The following is a 19,350-nucleotide window of genomic DNA, read 5'->3' on the forward strand; positions in this document are numbered from 1 at the left end:
AAGGGGCGCAATGCGCCCCAAGATATTCGTCATTAAGACTTAGAATGACCAACCTATACCTAGGTTAAAGGCATCGTCATCGGTGCCTGTGCTGTCGTTAACATAGTCGGTGTAATCGGCTTTTAAGACCACGTTAGGAGTCAACCAGTAGTTAACACCGTAATCCCAGATTTCATAATCCACAGAGCTGCTTAAACCGGCTTTGTTGTTGTACTCACTGTAACGGGCAAATACACCTAACCTATCGGTTACCTTGTAGGAAGGCTCTATGTACCAGCCCTCTTGTGAGTCAGTACCAGCGGCTTCAAAAACGTCACCGTCTACATCCCACTCGGCCCATAAGGCACGTACAGAGAATGCGTCTATGCTGTAGATAGCGTGTACTTCGGTTAGCATGGCGTCAGCTGTGGCTAAAGCACCTTGAGAAATATCCTCTTGATATTGCACGGTAGCAGCTAGCTCTAAACCTTGTACGCCGGTGTACTTAATACGCGCGGTATAGGCCAAGTCGTTGGCTACGGCATTCGCTGATTTTTGACGACCGCTGCGGATGTTAGCTTCGTCAGTTTCCAAACCGCTGTGCACTGCAGCGCTATAGCTTAAACCGGGGGCGATTTCGCCGTTAAACATAATACCGGTTTCCCACCAAGTCGCAGGAATGATCTTAGCTTCTACCACGTTGCGCTCAGTACCGTAAAAGGTATCGGGTTCGTGAGTTTCGTTCATAATGCCCACAGGAATTAAGAACTGACCCATTTGTACGCTGTGACCCTGAGTGTAATCCCACTCTATATAAGCCTGCTCCAGCTCTACTTCACCGGGCTTGCCGTCACCGGCTAGGCTGTGCTCTAACTCAATTTCAGAGAAGAAACGCACAGTGTCAGAGAACTGGTGTGACAAAAACATCACAAAGCGGTGGGCGTCCACTTTGTCATCTTTGTCTTCAAAACGGTTAAAGTGGTGCTCGCCGTAACCGCCGATTTTAGTTTTTTCTACCCACTCGGCCATTTTTGACAATTTGCCAGTAGCTGATTGCTCAACTGCATCGGCGGTAGCAGCAACTTTAGTTTCAGTTTGCTGTAGTTGACCTTTAAGGTTTTTAATTTCTTGTTGTTGCTCTTGTATCACTTTCCACATATCTGCCGTGCTAGGTAAAGGCTCGGCCGCTTGCGCAGTAATAGCTGCAGCGCTAATAGTCGCCGCTAAGATGGTTTGCTTAAACATGAATGGTGAACTCCCCTATGAGTCTCGTTTTTAATGTTGCAAGAATAGTAATGCTAGTGAGAATGATTATCAATAGCTAAAAAGAAAAAAACTTACCTTGAGAAAATTTTTTAGCCCGTAGCCATTAATTAAACAGCTATAGATTAACCACCGGGATTTGATCGCGCATACCGCGCCGCATTTGCGCCATGATTAAGCGATAAGCTACGTACAGCAAAACTGTAGAACCCACTATCCAGCTACCAGCCGCCAGCGGTGCTGAAAACAGCAGGGCAATATGCCACAGGTTAGTCGCCAGCCAATAAGAAAGCAGCAAGCTCCACACTACCGAAAAGCTCAGCCAAACCTGCCCAGCCTCTTTTTGCATCACACCTATAGTGGCAACACAGGGCGCATAAAGCAGAATAAATACTAAGTAGCAAAACGCCCCCCAAGCCGAGGGAAACAGGTTTTGCATGGCCTGGTAACTACCGGGCTGCTGAGCGGTGATCTCTTCTTGGGTAGCTGTAATTTTTAACGGGTCGGTAAAGGCTGTCACCAAACCCACCGCATTTTCAGCGATGCTGGCTAGGGCTTCGGCTAGGTCCGCCCCGTAGCTAGGCAAGCTCACCTCATCCGAGGCCTGCACCAGCGGCGGCGCATATAAGGTATCTAAGGTACCCACCACCACTTCTTTAGCGAATAGTCCGGTAAACAAGCCCACCGTGGCTGGCCAGTTCTGCTCCCCTATACCCATAGGCGTAAACATTGGGGTTAGTGTTTTGCCCACCACCGACAATGCTGACTTCTCGGTATTTTGATTACCCCAGCTGCCGTCAGAGCCCAATGAGGACACCACGTTAATCACAATAACCACGGCCACAATACGCTTACCCGCGCGCCATATAAAAGACGATAAGCGGTGCCAAGTTTGGGTCAATATATTGCGCAACAAAGGCTTATGATAGGCGGGCATTTCGGTGACATTAGCCGCCTCTACATTGGCAAATAATGAGCGGCGCAAAATCCAGGCCGAAGCGATAGCCACCAGTATGCCCAGTAAATACAAAGCAAATATGGCGTTTTGCGCCTGACTGGGGAAAAACGCCGTACCCACAAAAACATACACTGACAAACGCGCACCGCAGGACATAAAAGGAGCAATAAAAATAGTCGTTAAGCGAGCACTTACTTGCCCCAAAGCCCTTGAGGCCATTACCGCAGGCACATTACAGCCAAAGCCTATAATCAGGGGGATAAAGGCCTGCCCGGGCAGCCCTATTTTGGCCATCATACGGTCGATAACAAAGGCGGCACGGGATAAGTAGCCGGAATCTTCCAATACCGACATACACAAATACAAACAACCTATAGTGGGGATAAACGTCCCCACTAGCTGCACACCGCCGCCCACGCCATCGGCCACAAAAGCTTGCAACCACTCTGGCGCACCTAGGCTAAGCAATAACCAGCGCGGAGTCTCTACAAAAAGGCTGCCCAAGACGATATCGAAAAAATCTATAAATACCGCCCCCAAGTTGACCGAGATGGTAAACAGCATATACATCACCAGCAAAAAGATGGGCAATGCTAGCAGCGGATGCAGCATCCAGTGATCAATACGCTCAGTGCGGGTTACCCCGTAGTTTTCTACATAACAAGCGGCGGCTACCGCCTTAACATCCACCGTTTTAGGCAACGCAGGATAAGCTACTAACAAGCTGGCGATAGCCGACTTAAGCTGATCAAAGCCCTCGCCGGTAGAGGCGGTGACCCCAACGACTGGCAAGCCCGTTTGCTTGCGCAACTCGGCTAGATCGACCTTAATACCTTCGGCTGCGGCGGTATCTAACATATTCACCACCAGCAACACCGGTTTGCCCATGGCCAACAACTCCGGCAGTAGCGCCAGCTGCCTGGGCAGGCGGGTGGCATCTAAGGCCATTAACACTAATTCGGGGTTTTGCTCACTGAGGTATTGGTGAGCAACGCGGGCCTCTATGCCCTGTATATCATCATGCAGGGAATACACCCCGGGTAAATCCACCACATTGAGCTGCTGATCCGCTAAATTGAGGCGGCCATCTTTGCGCTCAACGGTAACCCCGGGCCAGTTGCCAGTGCGTTGACGAGTGCCGGTAAGGCGATTAAATATAGTGGTTTTGCCGCAGTTTGGGCTACCTATAATAGCGAGTTCTTTCACGGCGGTTATGCAGCAACGACTTGAATCAATTCAGCATCATCGCTGCGTATGGCGTAAAGGGTGCCCATGCTTTTAATTTGCATAGGTCCTTTGCCGCGGGCGCGGCGCAAAACGGTAACCGGCGCGCCGGGAATTAGCCCCATGGCATCACATAGACGAACCAGGGCATTATCACTATTCACGTTCAAAATAGTGGCTAATTGGCCAATATGGAGTTGGTTTAAAGTCATCATTTAGGCAGCTCGTATTCCCGAAGAGCAGAACGCTCAAATCTAATTAACAATCATTCTCATTATTATTAATGTAAAGGCGATTAAGAGCAAGGGAGATTAGCGCAAATAGCTGATATTTTTTGCACAGTTCAGCCTGTACTTGATAAGCATCAACTATTTTCTGCTTATTTACTGTTTGCAACGGCCAATATATGGAATACCATATATATGGTTTTTCGAATATAGCCTAATAGCCTCGAGCAAACTGCCATGGACCCCGTTATTTTTTACAAATGCCTCGCCGAGGAAACTCGGCTGCGCTGTCTAATGCTTATTGAGCAAGAGCATGAGCTGTGTGTGTGCGAACTGGTCGCGGCACTGGCCGAAAGCCAACCCAAAATTTCCCGCCACCTCGCACAATTACGTGCTGCAGGTGTGCTTAGCGATAAACGCCAAGGGCAGTGGGTGTTTTACCAGCTCAATCCACAATTACCGGATTGGGCCTTAACCGTGATCCAACAAACCCGCCTGGCCAATCCCAGCTTTATTGCCCAGCACAGCCAGCAACTACAAGCCATGGGCAGCAGACCCCAGCGCAAGCTGAACTGTTGTTAATAGATAAGGAGTAGCAACATGACTATTAAAGTAGGTATCAACGGCTTTGGCCGCATGGGCCGTCTAAGCCTAAGAGCTGGCTGGGATAACCCCCAGTTAGAGTTTGTACAGATTAACGACCCCGCCGGTGACGCCGCCACCCTCGCCCACTTGCTCAACTTTGATTCGGTACACGGCCGCTGGCAGCATGAGGCCAAAGCGATTGCCGAGGAGATACACATAGGCAAGCGCCGCTTGACTGTTAGCCATAATAAAGCCATCGCCGATACCGACTGGTCACAGTGCGACGTGGTGATAGAGTCATCTGGGCTTATGAAAAAACAAACACTGCTACAAGCCTATTTAGAGCAAGGAGTAAAACGAGTAGTGGTTAGCGCTCCGGTAAAAGAAGAAGGCGTACTTAATATTGTGATGGGCGTGAACGACCATTTATACGACCCCGCCCTGCATCCCATAGTCACCGCCGCCTCCTGCACCACTAACTGCCTGGCACCGGCGGTAAAAGTGTTGATGGATAACATAGGCATTAAGCACGGCTCCATCACCACCATACACTCCATTACCAATACCCAAACCATTTTGGATGCACCACATAGCGACCTGCGCCGTGCTCGTGCCTGCGGCAGCAGCCTCATCCCCACCACCACCGGCTCAGCCACGGCGATTAGCCATATATTCCCCGAACTAAAAGGCAAACTCGATGGCCATGCTGTGCGGGTGCCACTCACCAACGCCTCGCTCACCGACTGCGTATTTGAAATGCCACGCGCAGTAAGCCGCGAAGAAATTAACCAGCTGTTTAAAACCACTGCACAAGGCGAGTTAAAAGGTATTTTAGGTTTTGAAGAGCGGCCGCTGGTATCTATAGATTACAAAACCGACTCACGCTCTTGCATAGTCGATGCCGACCACACCTTAGTAGTAAACGGCAGCCAGTTAAAATTATTTTTGTGGTATGACAACGAATGGGGATACGCCAATCGCTGCGCGGAACTGGTATACAAAGTGGGAGCCATAGATGCTAGTCGCTAGTCGCTAGTCGCTAGTCGCTAGTCGCTAGTCGCTAGTCGCTAGTCGCTAGTCGCTAGTCGCTAGTCGCTAGTCGCTAGTCGCTAGTCGCTAGTCGCTAGTCAAAAATCGACGTCACTCCACTTTCTGTCAACTATTATCTTCCGTTTTTTCTAGCATCTAGGAACTTATAACTAGCGACTTCTTTTAAACCCCTTATGTTTAAAAACTTAACAGCACTCAAACAAAGCAACCCCGCCCTGCAGCAATATTTAATAATTACCGCTAACTACTGGGCCTTTACCCTTACTGATGGTGCTTTGCGCATGCTGATTGTGCTGCACTTTCATCAACTGGGTTATGACGCCCTAGCTATTGCCTTTTTATTTTTGTTTTATGAATTTTTTGGCGTAGTAACAAATTTATTAGGGGGCTGGCTAGGCGCGCGTTTTGGTTTAAACAAAACCATGCAAGCAGGTTTAGTATTGCAAATAGTCGCACTAAGCATGTTATTAGTGCCCAATGGGCTATTAAGCGTGGCTTGGGTAATGGCGGCGCAGGCGCTATCAGGCATAGCCAAAGACCTTAACAAAATGAGCGCTAAAAGCGCAATAAAACAACTAATACCCAGCAACGCCGAAGCTAAACTCTACCAATGGGTGGCACTATTAACCGGTTCTAAAAATAGTTTAAAAGGTGTGGGTTTTTTTCTAGGGGCCGGCCTACTAGCAGCCTTTGGCTTTCATCAGGCCATTTTAATCATGGTGTGCGGTTTAATACTGGTATGCCTAACCAGCTGGTTTTTGTTGCGCAAGGACTTAGGCCGGGCCAGTTACAAACCCAAGTTTCGCGAGATATTCTCTACCAGTAGGGCTGTTAATATTTTATCGGCAGCGCGCTTATGTTTATTTGCCTCGCGGGATGTTTGGTTTGCTGTAGCACTACCGGTATACCTAGCTAGCGAACTGGCTTGGAATCACTGGCAAGCCGGTGCTTTTATCGCTAGCTGGATTATCGCCTACGGTATCATTCAGGGGCTTGCCCCTAGGCTTACCGGCCATAAAAAAAACGCCGCTGCCCCCGACGGCAAAGCCGCACTCACATGGGCTAGCTTATTACTGTTAGCCCCTAGCTTATTAGCGCTAGCGCTGACTAGCCAGATAGCCCCGCAAACGTTAACCATTATCGGCCTAATGCTCTTTGGATTTTTATTTGCCATTAACTCATCAGTGCACAGCTTTTTAATTGTGCATTACGCCAAGGCCGATGGCGCATCCTTAGATGTGGGATTTTATTATATGGCTAATGCCTTGGGGCGACTATTGGGTACTTTAGCCTCGGGCTACCTCTATATGCAGCAGGGGTTTATCGCTTGCTTACTGGCCTCCTGCGCGCTTATTATTTGCACCGCCTTAATATCACTGGCACTGCCTAGGCATGGCCATTAAATCAGCCAGATTTACACAACCGACATAGACCCATGTACCCACTTGACTATATACAACCCGTTTTTCGCCCGCCCAGTGAAGCGCGCTCGCTGATATTGCAAGTCACCAACGGCTGCTCATGGAATAACTGCACCTTTTGCGATATGTATACCGCGCCGCAAAAAAAATTCACCGTTAAACCTATAGCAGAGCTAGAACAAGAACTACTCGCCCTAGCCAACGCCGGCTACCCGGTAGACCGGGTATTTTTAGCCGATGGCGATGCCATGACCTTATCGGTGCGGCGCTTAACCGAAATACTCAGCACCATTAAACAGTACTACCCCAAGGTACGACGGGTATCGGCCTACTGCCTACCCCGCAACTTAAAAAACAAAAGCGTAGCCGAATTAACCGCCCTGCGAGAGCTGGGCCTGGACTATATGTATGTAGGCTGCGAAACCGGTGACGATGAATTGCTAACGCTAATAGAAAAAGGCGAAAACTATCAAAGCTCACTCTCGGCCCTGCAAAAAATAAAGCAAGCAGGCATGACCAGCTCAGTGATGATATTAAATGGCATAGGCGGGCCGAACTACAGCGCCCAACATGCTAAAAACTCTGCCCGGCTAATGAACGAAGCACAGCCTAATTTTTTAAGTATGCTGGTACTAGAGCTTCCCAACGGCGACCAGCGCTTTGCTAAAAATTTTAAAGGGCAATGGCGCAAGCTTAATAAAATGGAATTGTTTGAAGAAATGCATAGTTTTATTAGCCAACTAGAACTAGATAAAACTATATTCCGCAGTGATCACGCCTCAAATTACTTGGCCTTAAAAGGCACCTTAGGTAAAGATAAAGCCAAACTCTTAGACATATTAGATACCGCTATTAATAAGCCGGGATTAATACCACTTAGGGAGGAGTGGCAGCGTGGTTTATAACAGGCTTTCATCTGGCAGGCGATAATTACCCCGCTGATAGGCGTAGGGCCCAAACATGGCATGCGCCAGAGCCTTGTCCAATAAAGCTTTACTTTGCACGACAGACTTAGTGTATTGCCCCTCTTTATAGACATATTGCACAGCGGGCTTATTACGCTCAAATACCACTACCTGATCGCCCTCGCGGTAAGCCTGTGTTTTATTATATTGCATAATCGCCCTACCCGGATTGGCGGCATATTTAGGATCCGTTAAATCACGACCTATAGCGGGTGTTTCAGCGTCTATACCGGCCATAGAAAGTAGCGTAGGCAGCAAATCAATTTGGCTACTGACTTTGCTATATACCGCTGGTTGCACGCCGCCGCCGATAATCAAGCCCGGTATATGAAAATACTCTATAGGCACTAAGTTGGCGCCACGCACGCGAGAGTTGTGGTCGGCTACCACCAAGAACAGGGTGTTATGCCAATAACGGGACTGCTTAGCCTGCTTAAAAAATTGACCCAAACTGTAGTCGGCGTATTTAACCGCATTATTTTCGGTGGCTTTTTCCTGATCATATAAAACTATACGATCATCGGGAAAGTCGAAGGGATTATGGTTAGAGGAGCTAAACACTAAACTAAAAAAAGGTTGATCGCCGTAACTTTGAAAAAGCTCATCAGCCTTACTAAACAAGTCCTCGTCCGACACCCCCCAAGATCCGACAAACTGAGGATTACTATAATCTTTTTGCTCGATAATTTTATTAAACCCATTATTAATAAAAAAGCGCTGCATATTATCGAAGTGAGCCTCACCACCATAAATAAAACTGGTATCGTAACCCTTGCGCCTCAGCACTTCGGCAAAACTAAAAAAGCCGCGCTGCGATTTGCTTAACTTCACTACCGAACGGGCAGCCGTGGGCGTAAATCCGGTAATTAGCGCCTCTATACCTCGCACCGAGCGCGTGCCCGTGGCATACAGTTTTTCAAACCATAGTCCTTGTTCGGCTAGTACATCTAAATTAGGTGTTAGGGGTTTACCGCCCAGGCTACCGACAAACTCTGCCCCTAGGCTCTCTTCTAAAATAATCACGATATTTTTTGCTTTGGTCTGCGTATGCAAGGCGACTTGCTTATGTAAGGTAGGAATATCGCTGGTGATAAAATGACTGGCAGGCACCCGCATCTCAGCTTTTACCAGTGCCAGCATTGTGTCTACCGGCATATCGCCATAGGCTACCACGCCTTTTTCGTCCCTAGTAGATTCATAGATGGCATATAACAATGAGTAGCTGGAGTTTAAAGCTATGTCGTTAACCATTAAGTCGCTAGAAAAAGCCACCACACTAGGATTGGCAGGCCTGTGGCCAAGACTGGATCGAACAGCTAAACCTAATAGACATAATAATATTAACGACAACGCCAAAGCCTTAGGCCAAGTTAAATAAACGGGGTTAGAGGCTGGTAAAAGCCGCCATACAATGACGGCCACCACAGGTAGCATAACAGCAGCAAGGGTTATAGAACCTTTAAAGCCGCCCCATAGCATGGCCAATACTTCTTTGGGGTATTTCAAATACTCTACAAATAAAATATTGGGGCGGGCATCAAATTGCATTAAGAAGTTTGGGGTGGCCAGTTCCATAAATAATAGCCACAGCAACACCGCACACAAGTACACTTTTAATAGACCAGACCAGCAACGGTGCAAGGCTCTGCACTGGTTAAGCAAGGGGCTAAGGCTAAGCGGCACTATAAGCAGGGCCGATAGCATCAGCACATCAAAGCGCAAGCCTTGTAGTAACAAAAATCCTAGACCCTGCGAAGCAGCCACTCTATCCCATTGCCATGCGATATAGCCAACTCGAAAAGCTGACAACATGACAAGCCCCAAGCCCATAATAAAAACATAGGGCTTTAATAAGGCTAATGGCGAAGGATTATGGGGGCTGGTGGCAGCTGCGTAGGTAGTCATGGCAAGTACTGTACGCAACCAACCTTAAGATAGTCTTAAGACAAGCTTAAAATTAGCGAGCCAGCCCGGCTACAATCTGCAGCGCTAGCCTTTTGTATTGGCGAAAAAGACGAGCAGGGCTTAATCGCCCTCTTCAGCCTCTTGTAAACGCTGACGCCTTTCTTCCTCTTCTTGCATCACCGCTTTGATCTCTTCTAATACGGCGTCAACATCGGCGCTGGTGCCATCGTCCTCAAACAAACCAGTCAGTGGTGTTTCTGGGGTTAAAGCCCCCTCTTCATACAGGGCCCAGATTTCTTCGGCGTAGCGAGTATTTAATAGCTGGGGAGCAAACTCGGCATAATAGCGGGTCATATTATTAATATCGCGGGCTAACATGCTTTGGGCATTATTATTGGCCGCGGCATTTACCGCCTGCGGCAGGTCTATAATCACCGGGCCGTAGTCATCGACCAATACATTAAATTCAGAGAGGTCACCGTGCACCAAGCCTGCACACAACATAAGCTTCACGTAGTGCATCATGGTGGCATGGTCTTCTAAGGCCTGCTCAGCCGACATCATTACATCATCTAAGCGCGGCGCTACCTCGCCTTCATCATTGGTGACCAACTCCATCAGCAGCACACCATCGACGCAGCCAAAGGTTTCTGGCACTCGCACCCCCGCGCGGGCTAAACGCGACAGCGCGTCCACTTCGGCGTTTTGCCATACTTCTTCCTGCTGCTTGCGGCCATAATTAGAGCGTTTCTCCATGGCTCTAGCACGACGGCCACTGCGTACTTTACGGCCCTCTTGATATTGCGCGGCTTTTTTAAAGCTTCGCTTAACGGCATCCTTATACACCTTGGCGCAGCGTATCTCGCTGCCACAGCGCACGATAAAAATATCGGCCTCTTTACCACTCATTAAGCGGCTGAGCACTTCATCAATTAAACCATCATCCACCAAGGGTTGCAGGCGTTTAGGTACTTTCATATTGTCCTTACTACATGAACTACAGATATATGGGCAGTGCCCTTGGCAGCCCCTACTCAAAACGGCCAGCATTCTAACATTTTATCGCCTTTGGCTGCCGCTAAATTATGCTGTCGTGTTTTGGACTATACTTTACTGGCCTGCTACATTACTAGCCAGCTTAACCTCTGAGGGCACATATGCCAGCGCCACAACCCAGCAATAGACTATCCATCGGCCGCCTAATGGTGGGGATTTTTGTATTAAATTTTTTCACTGCCTATAGCCCTTACTCTCAAGCTGAGATAGTTCTAGGCAACATCACACAAATAACCGTGAGCTGCGACAACTGGCCTGGCACCTGCAATAGGGATGGCAGTGGTTTATATTTTGAGATCTTACGGGCCATTTATGAGCCCGAGGGCATACACATTAAACACCGCATAGACCCCTTTATGCGTGGGCTTAAACTAGTTGAAGAGCAGCAAGTGGATGTGATGGCCGCCGCTTATAAAATTCCCGAGAGAGAGCAGCGATTTACCTTCCCTAAAACACGCCTAATCACCGAATACACCTCTGTGCTGTACAAAAGCACACAACAGGTGCCTAGCGAGGGCAAACTCAAAGGCCGTATTAACATAATAAGAGGCTATGACTACAGTGCCTATATAGACACTAGCGCCAAAATTAATGAAATAGGTAGCATAGACCAAGGTATAAAAATGGTTTTGTCTGGCCGCAGTGATTATTTTATTAATGCCTTTTACGATAGCTATGCAGCATTGCAAAGATTATCTAAAACTGAAGGTGAGCTAGTACCCAATAAAGTCAGCCTCAAAATACTAGATAGTAAACCTATCTATTTGGTGTTTCCCAATAGCGCGCATGGGCAAAACTTAGCTCGACTATACGATAAAAATATTCAACGCTTATTTAACAGCGGGGCATTAAAAGACTTTTTTATCAGCAGGCCTATAGGTAGTTACTACTATTATTTTCCTGAGCTGAGCAACGACCATAGCCTGCCCCAATTTGAAGGCCATTAAGCCGAAGATGAAAAAGCGCTGCTAGTAGTTAAACCCGCAGCGCTTAATCACGCTATTAGCGTTTTGCCGCCATCATATACAACATCTCTAAGGCCAGCGTTGCACCCGCCAACGCGGTAATATCAGCATGATCATAGGCGGGGGCCACCTCCATTAAATCCATGGCTACTATATTGACATCACCCAGCGCACGAATAATTTGCATGGCCTTATCAGAGCTAATACCACCGGCCACTGGCGTACCGGTACCCGGGGCGTAGGCTGGATCTAAACAGTCTATATCAAAGCTTAAATACACCGGGCTATCACCGACTACCTTTTTTATTTCAGCGACGATTTCTTCAGCACTATGGGTATTAGCCCAGGCGGCATCCAAAACTGTAAAGGGGTGATTGTCATAATCGTATTCAGTGCGTATACCCACCTGCACACTTTTATCACTATCGATCAGGCCTTCTATAGGGGCGTGATGAAACATAGAGCCGTGATTAATAACTTCTTCGCGCTGTTCATTATCGGTATGCGCATCGAAATGAACCAAAGCCACTTTGCCATATACTTTATGCACGGCACGCAGTAATGGCAGCGTAATAAAGTGATCGCCCCCTAGGGTTAATAAGGTTTTACCTGCGGTGAGAATATGGCTTGCCGCTGCCACCACCTCTTCTATCATGGATTCGTGGTAGGCATCCTCAAAAGTAATATCACCATAATCAATGACCTTGAGTTTATCAGCCAAACTAAAACGCCAGGGCCAGCGCTTTTCTTCCCAACGTAATTGTGATGAAGCCTGGCGTATGCCGGTGGGACCAAAGCGAGCACCCGAGCGACCTGTGGTGGCAAGGTCGTAGGGCACTCCCATCACCACCGCATCAACCTCGTCGTTCAAATCGCGGCTTAGGGGCAGGCCCATATAGGTAAAAATATTGGCGTAGGTATTGGCACCTTGGCCGAACAGTGTTTCATTAGTATTAGACATGAGCGTCTCCTATTTCATTTATCGATTATGCCAACATTGGCATCGAGAAATGCACAGAGTGCTCTCGCTGTGGGATTCTCGGCACTAGCTAGCTAGCAGCCCATAGCGGAATTCAAAGTTTAAAGTCGTGAAGTTTGCGACCGCACAAATAATAGAAAAAGCTTACAAAAGCGTCGACTATGCTAAGTGGGTATAGGCAATTTATCTTTTTCTAGAAAAAGCCCATCACTATCAATCAATAATGGGCTTTCAATAAACTATCTTAACGTGCTTAACGCAATACTAGGTAAAACGCCCTGCCCCTGCGGCTAACGTGCAGCAATATAGAGTCATCACTTTTCTTGAGCGCCTTTTCTAGCTCTTTGACATTGCTAACACTTTCACGATTAGCGCCTATGATGACATCGCCTACTCGCAAACCGCTATAAGCCGCTGGCGAACTAGGTGCCAAGCCGGCCACCAACACACCTCCATCGGGATTATCTTCAAACCGGCTACCATCTAATAATTGATGTAAGCGCTTGTTAAGCTGACTTAGGCTTTGGCTTTCGCCAACTTTGACCTTGATAGTCTTCTCGCGGCCATCGCGGATCAGGGTTACTGCCACTTTATCGCCTATAGCACGCATACCAATTTGGCTGCGCAAATGCCCTGCCGAAGTGGTTTTTTCATCGTCTATGGCAATAATCACATCGCCGTCTTTTAAGCCAGCTTTGTCGGCTGGCGAACCTTCGCTAACACCGGTAATAAACACACCTTGCTGGCCATTTTCTAAATTAAAATGTTTGCGTAACTCAGGGGTAATATCTTGAATGCTAACACCTATCTGGCCGCGCCTAACTTCGCCGTGCTCGACTAATTGGTCAATACTACTTTTCACCATATTAATGGGAATGGCAAAACCTATTCCTACATTGCCACCAGCAGGTGACAAGATAGCGGTATTAATACCCACTAATTCACCACGCAAATTCACTAGCGCGCCACCAGAGTTACCGGGGTTAATAGAGGCATCGGTTTGAATAAAATTTTCATAGCCTTCTATACCTAAGCCGGTGCGCCCCAAGGCACTGACTATGCCGGTGGTAACGGTTTGCCCCAGCCCAAAGGGATTGCCTATGGCCACCACAAAATCACCCACATCTAAAAAATTTGAGTCGGCAAGTTTTACCTCGGCCAAATTATCCGCCTCAATTTTTAACACCGCTACATCTAACTCTGGGTCTGAGCCCAGCACTTCGGCCTTAAAGCTACGGCCATCTTCCAAGGCCACATGCACCTCATCGGCCTTGCCTATAACATGGTGATTGGTCACCACTATGCCTTGGTCTTTATCAATAATTACCCCCGAGCCTGCGCTTTGCTGACGGCGCTGCTGGCGCTGCGGCCGCTGTTGATCAGGCACATTAAAAAAACGCCTAAAGAAAGGGTCGTTAAGCAGGGGGTTATTCACCTGCTGGGTAGCATAGGTAGAGATATTCACTACCGCTGGGTTTACCTCTTTCAGCATAGGCGCCAGCGTGGGTAGCTGTTTGCCGCTGCTATCAAAGGCGGGAAGAGCCGCCTGGCTAAATGCCGAGCTGGCTATAAGAAAAAATGCTAAGCAATACCGTATTGTTAATTTCATCCACCATACCTTATTGTTGACAGGTTATCGCGCCCACCCTTGGCAGCAGCACGCTATGAATAAACAAATTTATGGGTAAAAAGTTCCTTAAGTAAAACGCCCTATTTCCCTAGATAGGGTTACCCTCCTGTATTTCAAGGGCTGAATAGTCGCGATGTAATATCTTCAGCGCTGTGCGTGAAGTGAGCAAACCACCCACACTGATAGATATTAACCTTTATTTTTCAATAAGTTATTTCTGCATCCGTGATTCAAACTACCGACATGCTAAAAAAATAGCACTAACTTATTGACAGCAAGCCCCAAGGTGCTAATTTTATAGCATGATGCTAAAAAATTAGCACTTATCCTAGACATGAATAAAGCGAAACAGACATGAACAAAGATAAAGATCTTAGCCGCAGAGAGCGACAAATCATGGATATACTCTATGAGAAAGAGCACTGCTCTGCCCATGAGGTACGCGACAATATGCCAGACGCTCCTAGCTATTCAACCGTACGCGCATTACTTGCCAAACTATTAGAAAAGGATCAAATCGATCACCGGCAGGAAGGGGCCAAATACATCTACTTCCCCAAACAAAAATTGGGTTCAGCACGACAAAGCGCCTTACAACGTTTAGTAAAAATATTTTTTGGCGGTTCTACGGCCAAAGCCGCTAATGCCCTACTTGGTCTGAATGCCAAGGGTCTAAACAAAGATGAGCTGGATGAGCTGAGTAAAATTATCGAGCAAGCACGAGAAAAACAGTCATAGGGGTATAAGGAATGGCCTACGAATTAATAAGCGTCTACGGGCTCACAACCTTGCTTATCAAAGCGGGGATTATCTTAATAATCAGCTATTCGTTTTATGAACAATTCGAACTCAGCCCTGCGTACACTAGGCATAATATATGGCTATATTCATTGATCAGTTTAGCCTTATTACCTTTGTTGTCCTCCCTGCTACCCGCGATTGAATGGCCAATACTCTCTATAAATAACCCTCCAGTTGTTAGTGAGGCCAGTAAAATATCGCTTTTTTCAGCACAAAACCTCATAGGCCTTTATTTACTAGTTCTAGCCGTTAAATTGCTGCGCTTAAGCTATGAGGTATTACGCATAGCTATGGTTTCCTCACGCGGGGTCGATGTTAGTGCTCATTATCAGCCATACACAACGCAGTTCAGCTCAAAAAAAGTAACAATAAAAACCAGCGCAGAAATTGACTCACCGTTAACCTGGGGCTGTATTAAGCCTGTAATTTTATTACCCGAGCGCGCTATGCATTGGAACCAACAAGAAATCACTATGGTGCTCATGCATGAGTTAGCTCATATCACTAGACGCGATTGGTTATCGCAATTATTAGGTCAGTTAGTCGGTATTTTATATTGGCCTATACCAGGTATACAAAGTGTATTAACTAGAATGTCATTAGAAGCTGAGCGTTCAGCAGATGATGAAGTATTAAGAATAGGCACAGCAGCACCTGATTATGCAGGCCTTTTAGTTAAACAAGCTCGCATTACCCAACTACAAGCTAGCGTTGCATTAGGTAAACCTAGTGAACTTAATTTACGCGTTAACCATATTATCAGCCGCTATATAGACCGTAGCCATGTAAACACCCTAAGGAAAATCATTATTGCTTTATGCTGGCTAAGCCTTATGCCTTTAGCGGCTATTAAAGTCACTGCCAAAATACACGAGGACAACTGGCACTATAGGCCGCTACAAATCACAAAAATTATACCGCCATCACACTCAACTGGTTTCGCTGATGATGTTATAAACAAAAAACCTATACGCCCTATCGTTATCGGCACGCCTCCCGAATTTATTGATCACAGTGTTAGCACTAATATAGATATCGCAGTTAATACCGTTAATCCCGCAAAAATAAACAGCGACACGACATTGACTAAACGCCCCCTCAATAGCAATAAACTCACCTTGCTAAAAAATGGCTTAGCGAAATATCCACCCAGAGCGCTAGCTAAAAATTTAGAAGGCTATGCCTTAGTCGAATATGATATCAATACTCAAGGGCAAGCTATCAATGGCAGAGTCATACGCAGCAGCCACAGAGTGTTTAATAAAGCCGCACTAAGTGCTATCAGCCAATACCTTTACACACCGGTACAGGTTAATGATGTCGCCACTGAGGTATTGGGCATACAGGAAAAATTTGTTTTTAAACTTTCATCTTCAAAGTCAGATGCATTAACCAGCAACCCTAGAGCTAGTCCGAACTAACCCATCCGGTTACGTATAAGTAACACTTACCTAAATAAACCCTTCATTTTTTCACTGATAACTAATCAGGGGCCAAACTCACCCTGAAAAGGAGCTCAACATGATATTGCATCAACTCTACCAGCACTCAGCACGTATTAGTTCTGCCATGGTATCAGCTTCATTTATCACCATAGCCTTACTGTTATTCATGCAAGCATTAATAGAAATGGACACCCCAATAAGCAGCGTAAGCCATACGGCCATTCGCGCGCCCATTATGGAGCCCGATAAAGAGATAGAAGTAAAAACACCTGAAAAACCTAAACCACCTATTGATCCAGTCGACCCACCACTCGCCATGCTCGAGACTATGCCTATTAATGCCCCCATAGATGGCACCACAATACCTACTGATTATGAGGGAGGTATAGATATAGACCCAAGCTCTAACGCGATGTCAGGCAACGCTATATCCATGATGCAAGTCGCGCCAAACTACCCAGAAAGGGCCAGAAGAAAAGGCATAGAAGGTTATGTAGATTTAGTTTTTGACCTTAGCGCAACAGGGCAAACATTAAATATTCGCATACTCGATGCTCAACCCCGGGGTTATTTTGAACAGGCTTCAATTCGCGCCTTAAAGAAATGGAAATACAAACCGGCAATGGAAGATGGCGTAGCCATCGCTATAAGCAATATGACCACTCGTATTAGCTACAGCCTAGATCAATAAGGAGCTTATTATGAAAAAGCTACGCACAAAAGAAAACACTGCAGCGAGTATCGACCTGACACCCATGTTAGATGTTGTTTTTATCATGTTGATATTTTTTATAGTCACCGCCTCGTTTATAAAAGAAGCCAGTATTACCCTAGATAGGCCAGATTCATCAGCCCTAGTTAAGCCCGAAAAAAATCAAAACATCACCGCCACAATACACCCAGATAATCAGATATCTATTGATAAACGCTTTATCGATAAACGGGCATTACGTGCCTATTTTGAGCGTCATAGTGCTAAAAATCCTGAAGCCAACGTTATTATTCAAGCCCACAACCAATCTACCACGGCAACATTAACTGCTGTCGCAGATGCAGCTAGGGCTGCAGGCATACTAGGCGTTAGTTTAAACAACAACGACGAAATTAAATAGGACATATTATGAAAACACTAATCCTAACTATTGGCCTGTGCATCAGTTCATTCAGCTATAGCAATTTTGAAATTGATAAGCCTTATATCAGCCTATCGGGTTCGGGATATGTAGAGGCCTATCCTGACTATGCAGAAATAAGCATTAGCATCTCTAAGTTATCTAAAAGCCTACAGGCGTCAAAACAACACGTCGATGAAGTCAGCTTAGCTGTTTTAAATTCGCTCTCACAATTTAACATTAGCCATGAGGACATAAACGCATCGACGATTTATGCCGCACCTAAATATAAGTGGCATGAAGGAGAACAAATCTATCTAGGCGAACAAGTCGGTAGAAATATCACCATAACCCTGCGCGATTTAAACTACTACTCCCCTCTAATTAACAGCCTACTTAAGAACCGTATTAGCGAACTTGAACATATAGACTATAAATTCAGCAATATTACCCAGCTGCGCAAAGACGCCCTAGAAATAGCTATTCAAAACATACAAGAAAAGGCAAAAGTAATTGCCAAGCAATTTAATAAAAGCATTAGCACTATCCAAAAAATATCCGAGCAACAGAATCATAGAGAGCGGCAACACCTAGCCATGTCACTGGATAGTCCAATGGGCAAGTCGAATAGCCTTTTTATTATTAACAAACAAAAGATACACAACACAATATATGCTGTTTTTTTGATAGGCGAATAAACACAGTTTACTACGAAGGCAACAGCGCCTAAGCAGCTATTTATTCCTATGCTTATAACGCTTAGGCGACAACCCCGTCCACTGCTTAAATGCGCGGGTAAAGGAGCGCGGTTCGGTAAAGCCTAAGTAGCTGGCCACTTTATGCACCGCCATGTTTTGCACGCAGATGCGCTCTATAGCTAGGTCGCGGCGTATTACGTCTTTTATTTTTTGATAGCTGCTGCCCTCTTCTTTTAAATGTCGGCGTAACGCTTGCGGGCTGTTATTTAAATAGCTGGCTACGGCTTCAAAGGCGGGGAACACATGATTTTTTTCAAAACTATCCAATAAAAAAGTTTTAACTTTTAGGCCGGTGCTGTCGTCTTCACCGGGCATCACCATAATGCCGGCCGGAGCATCTTTTAAAAAATGAGCGATTTCGCGCTGGGTGCGCACCAGCGGCATAGTACCGTAGTGGCTGGGGAACACGCATTTTGTGATATCTGCGTTAAAAATACACTCACAGGAAAACTGTATATCAAAGTCGGCCACATGCTCAGGTGCGGGGTAATTGAAATAGACTTTTTTCAGTTTGATTTTTTTACCTATCATCCAACTGGCAAAGCGGTGCCACAACATTAACCAAAACTCTAAATAAAAATGATTAGGATCTAAATCGGGGTCAGCCATGCGTATGCTAAATTCCATGCCCTCGTCGGTTTGCTCGTAGCCCATGACTATATCGTCAGTCACCAGGCTATAAAATTTAACCCCCTGCTCAAATAGCGAGTTAAGGTTTTCACAGTGGCTTACCATTTGGCATTTCATGGCATAGGTGCCAGGCTTGCAGCGGTGCTGGGTAAAGCCCATAAACTCATCTTGCAGCTCTGCCCAGATCAGCTGTATCAGCTGAGTCATTTGTATCACGTTGACCCGCGCCCCCGGTTGCTGGATTTTTTCAGCATCTAGGCCCACCTCGGCTAATAGTTTATCGGTATCAACCCCTTTGAGCTTAGCCCCCAAGTATGAGGTTTTGGCATAAAAGGCAGAGGTAGTGGCCAAGGTTATAACTCCCGCAGTGCATGATTAGCCCACATAATAGCCCTAT

18 protein-coding genes are annotated in these 19,350 nt (G+C 46.4%); 10 read left to right on the forward strand and 8 right to left on the reverse strand.

Features of this window, described 5'->3' with window-relative positions; genetic code table 11:
- Positions 1 to 39: 39 nt before the first annotated feature.
- From NO559_RS01000 to NO559_RS01010, 3 genes are all read right to left on the reverse strand, one after another.
- Complete coding sequence (locus NO559_RS01000; RefSeq protein WP_258329898.1) at positions 40 to 1,224, reverse strand: porin; 1,185 nt, start codon at positions 1,222 to 1,224, stop codon at positions 40 to 42.
- A 136-nt stretch (positions 1,225 to 1,360) separates the two neighbouring features.
- On the reverse strand, positions 1,361 to 3,406 hold the full coding sequence (feoB, locus tag NO559_RS01005) for a ferrous iron transport protein B (protein ID WP_258329899.1): 2,046 nt from the start codon (positions 3,404 to 3,406) through the stop codon (positions 1,361 to 1,363).
- A 5-nt stretch (positions 3,407 to 3,411) separates the two neighbouring features.
- Entirely contained in the window at positions 3,412 to 3,639 is a 228-nt protein-coding gene (locus tag NO559_RS01010) for a FeoA family protein (protein WP_258329900.1), read from the reverse strand.
- Positions 3,640 to 3,888: 249 nt separating this feature from the next.
- Between NO559_RS01010 and NO559_RS01015 the strand changes: the two genes are divergently transcribed.
- The 4 genes from NO559_RS01015 (at position 3,889) to NO559_RS01030 (ending at position 7,612) form a co-directional block, all read left to right on the forward strand.
- The gene (locus tag NO559_RS01015; RefSeq protein WP_258329901.1) at positions 3,889 to 4,233 is read left to right on the forward strand and encodes a metalloregulator ArsR/SmtB family transcription factor; all 345 of its coding nucleotides are present in this window, start codon (positions 3,889 to 3,891) and stop codon (positions 4,231 to 4,233) included.
- Positions 4,234 to 4,251: 18 nt separating this feature from the next.
- On the forward strand, positions 4,252 to 5,265 hold the full coding sequence (locus NO559_RS01020) for an ArsJ-associated glyceraldehyde-3-phosphate dehydrogenase (protein ID WP_258329902.1): 1,014 nt from the start codon (positions 4,252 to 4,254) through the stop codon (positions 5,263 to 5,265).
- A 194-nt stretch (positions 5,266 to 5,459) separates the two neighbouring features.
- Positions 5,460 to 6,689, forward strand: coding sequence for an organoarsenical effux MFS transporter ArsJ (arsJ, locus tag NO559_RS01025; protein WP_258329903.1), 1,230 nt, complete (start codon positions 5,460 to 5,462; stop codon positions 6,687 to 6,689).
- 32 nt (positions 6,690 to 6,721) lie between these two features.
- A complete protein-coding gene (locus NO559_RS01030; RefSeq protein ID WP_258329904.1) occupies positions 6,722 to 7,612 on the forward strand; it encodes a radical SAM protein in 891 nt (296 codons plus the stop codon).
- Here NO559_RS01030 and NO559_RS01035 read toward each other — a convergent pair.
- On the reverse strand, positions 7,607 to 9,577 hold the full coding sequence (locus tag NO559_RS01035; RefSeq protein WP_258329905.1) for an LTA synthase family protein: 1,971 nt from the start codon (positions 9,575 to 9,577) through the stop codon (positions 7,607 to 7,609). The two genes, NO559_RS01030 and NO559_RS01035, sit on opposite strands and share 6 nt — an antisense overlap.
- 120 nt (positions 9,578 to 9,697) lie before the next feature.
- Entirely contained in the window at positions 9,698 to 10,555 is an 858-nt protein-coding gene (locus tag NO559_RS01040; RefSeq protein ID WP_258329906.1) for a PA4780 family RIO1-like protein kinase, read from the reverse strand.
- Between the two features lie 179 nt (positions 10,556 to 10,734).
- Here NO559_RS01040 and NO559_RS01045 point away from each other — a divergent pair, with 179 nt between their 5' ends.
- Positions 10,735 to 11,580, forward strand: a complete 846-nt coding sequence (locus tag NO559_RS01045) for an ABC transporter substrate-binding protein (protein WP_258329908.1) — start codon at positions 10,735 to 10,737, stop codon at positions 11,578 to 11,580.
- 55 nt (positions 11,581 to 11,635) lie between these two features.
- Here NO559_RS01045 and speB read toward each other — a convergent pair whose 3' ends face one another.
- Positions 11,636 to 12,559 (reverse strand): agmatinase, encoded by a 924-nt coding sequence (speB, locus tag NO559_RS01050; protein WP_258329909.1) that lies wholly within the window; start codon positions 12,557 to 12,559, stop codon positions 11,636 to 11,638.
- A gap of 271 nt (positions 12,560 to 12,830) precedes the next feature.
- Positions 12,831 to 14,186, reverse strand: a complete 1,356-nt coding sequence (locus NO559_RS01055) for a DegQ family serine endoprotease (RefSeq protein WP_258329910.1) — start codon at positions 14,184 to 14,186, stop codon at positions 12,831 to 12,833.
- A gap of 375 nt (positions 14,187 to 14,561) precedes the next feature.
- On the opposite strand from NO559_RS01055, the gene NO559_RS01060 reads away from it, so the two are divergent.
- The 5 genes from NO559_RS01060 to NO559_RS01080 all read left to right on the forward strand — a co-directional run bounded on the left by NO559_RS01060 (position 14,562) and on the right by NO559_RS01080 (position 18,263).
- A complete protein-coding gene (locus NO559_RS01060) occupies positions 14,562 to 14,945 on the forward strand; it encodes a BlaI/MecI/CopY family transcriptional regulator (RefSeq protein WP_258329911.1) in 384 nt (127 codons plus the stop codon).
- A gap of 11 nt (positions 14,946 to 14,956) precedes the next feature.
- On the forward strand, positions 14,957 to 16,429 hold the full coding sequence (locus NO559_RS01065; protein WP_258329912.1) for a M56 family metallopeptidase: 1,473 nt from the start codon (positions 14,957 to 14,959) through the stop codon (positions 16,427 to 16,429).
- Positions 16,430 to 16,529: 100 nt separating this feature from the next.
- The gene (locus tag NO559_RS01070) at positions 16,530 to 17,144 is read left to right on the forward strand and encodes an energy transducer TonB (RefSeq protein ID WP_258329913.1); all 615 of its coding nucleotides are present in this window, start codon (positions 16,530 to 16,532) and stop codon (positions 17,142 to 17,144) included.
- Positions 17,145 to 17,154: 10 nt separating this feature from the next.
- On the forward strand, positions 17,155 to 17,565 hold the full coding sequence (locus tag NO559_RS01075) for a biopolymer transporter ExbD (RefSeq protein ID WP_258329914.1): 411 nt from the start codon (positions 17,155 to 17,157) through the stop codon (positions 17,563 to 17,565).
- An 8-nt stretch (positions 17,566 to 17,573) separates the two neighbouring features.
- Positions 17,574 to 18,263 carry an SIMPL domain-containing protein gene (locus NO559_RS01080; RefSeq protein ID WP_258329915.1) on the forward strand — a complete coding sequence of 230 codons (690 nt, stop codon included), beginning with the start codon at positions 17,574 to 17,576 and terminating at the stop codon, positions 18,261 to 18,263.
- Between the two features lie 36 nt (positions 18,264 to 18,299).
- Here NO559_RS01080 and NO559_RS01085 read toward each other — a convergent pair whose 3' ends face one another.
- Positions 18,300 to 19,304, reverse strand: coding sequence for an AraC family transcriptional regulator (locus NO559_RS01085; protein WP_258329916.1), 1,005 nt, complete (start codon positions 19,302 to 19,304; stop codon positions 18,300 to 18,302).
- Between the last annotated feature and the right edge of the window lie 46 nt (positions 19,305 to 19,350).

This window comes from Dasania sp. GY-MA-18, from assembly GCF_024734385.1.
Classification (GTDB): domain Bacteria; phylum Pseudomonadota; class Gammaproteobacteria; order Pseudomonadales; family Dasaniaceae; genus Dasania; species Dasania phycosphaerae.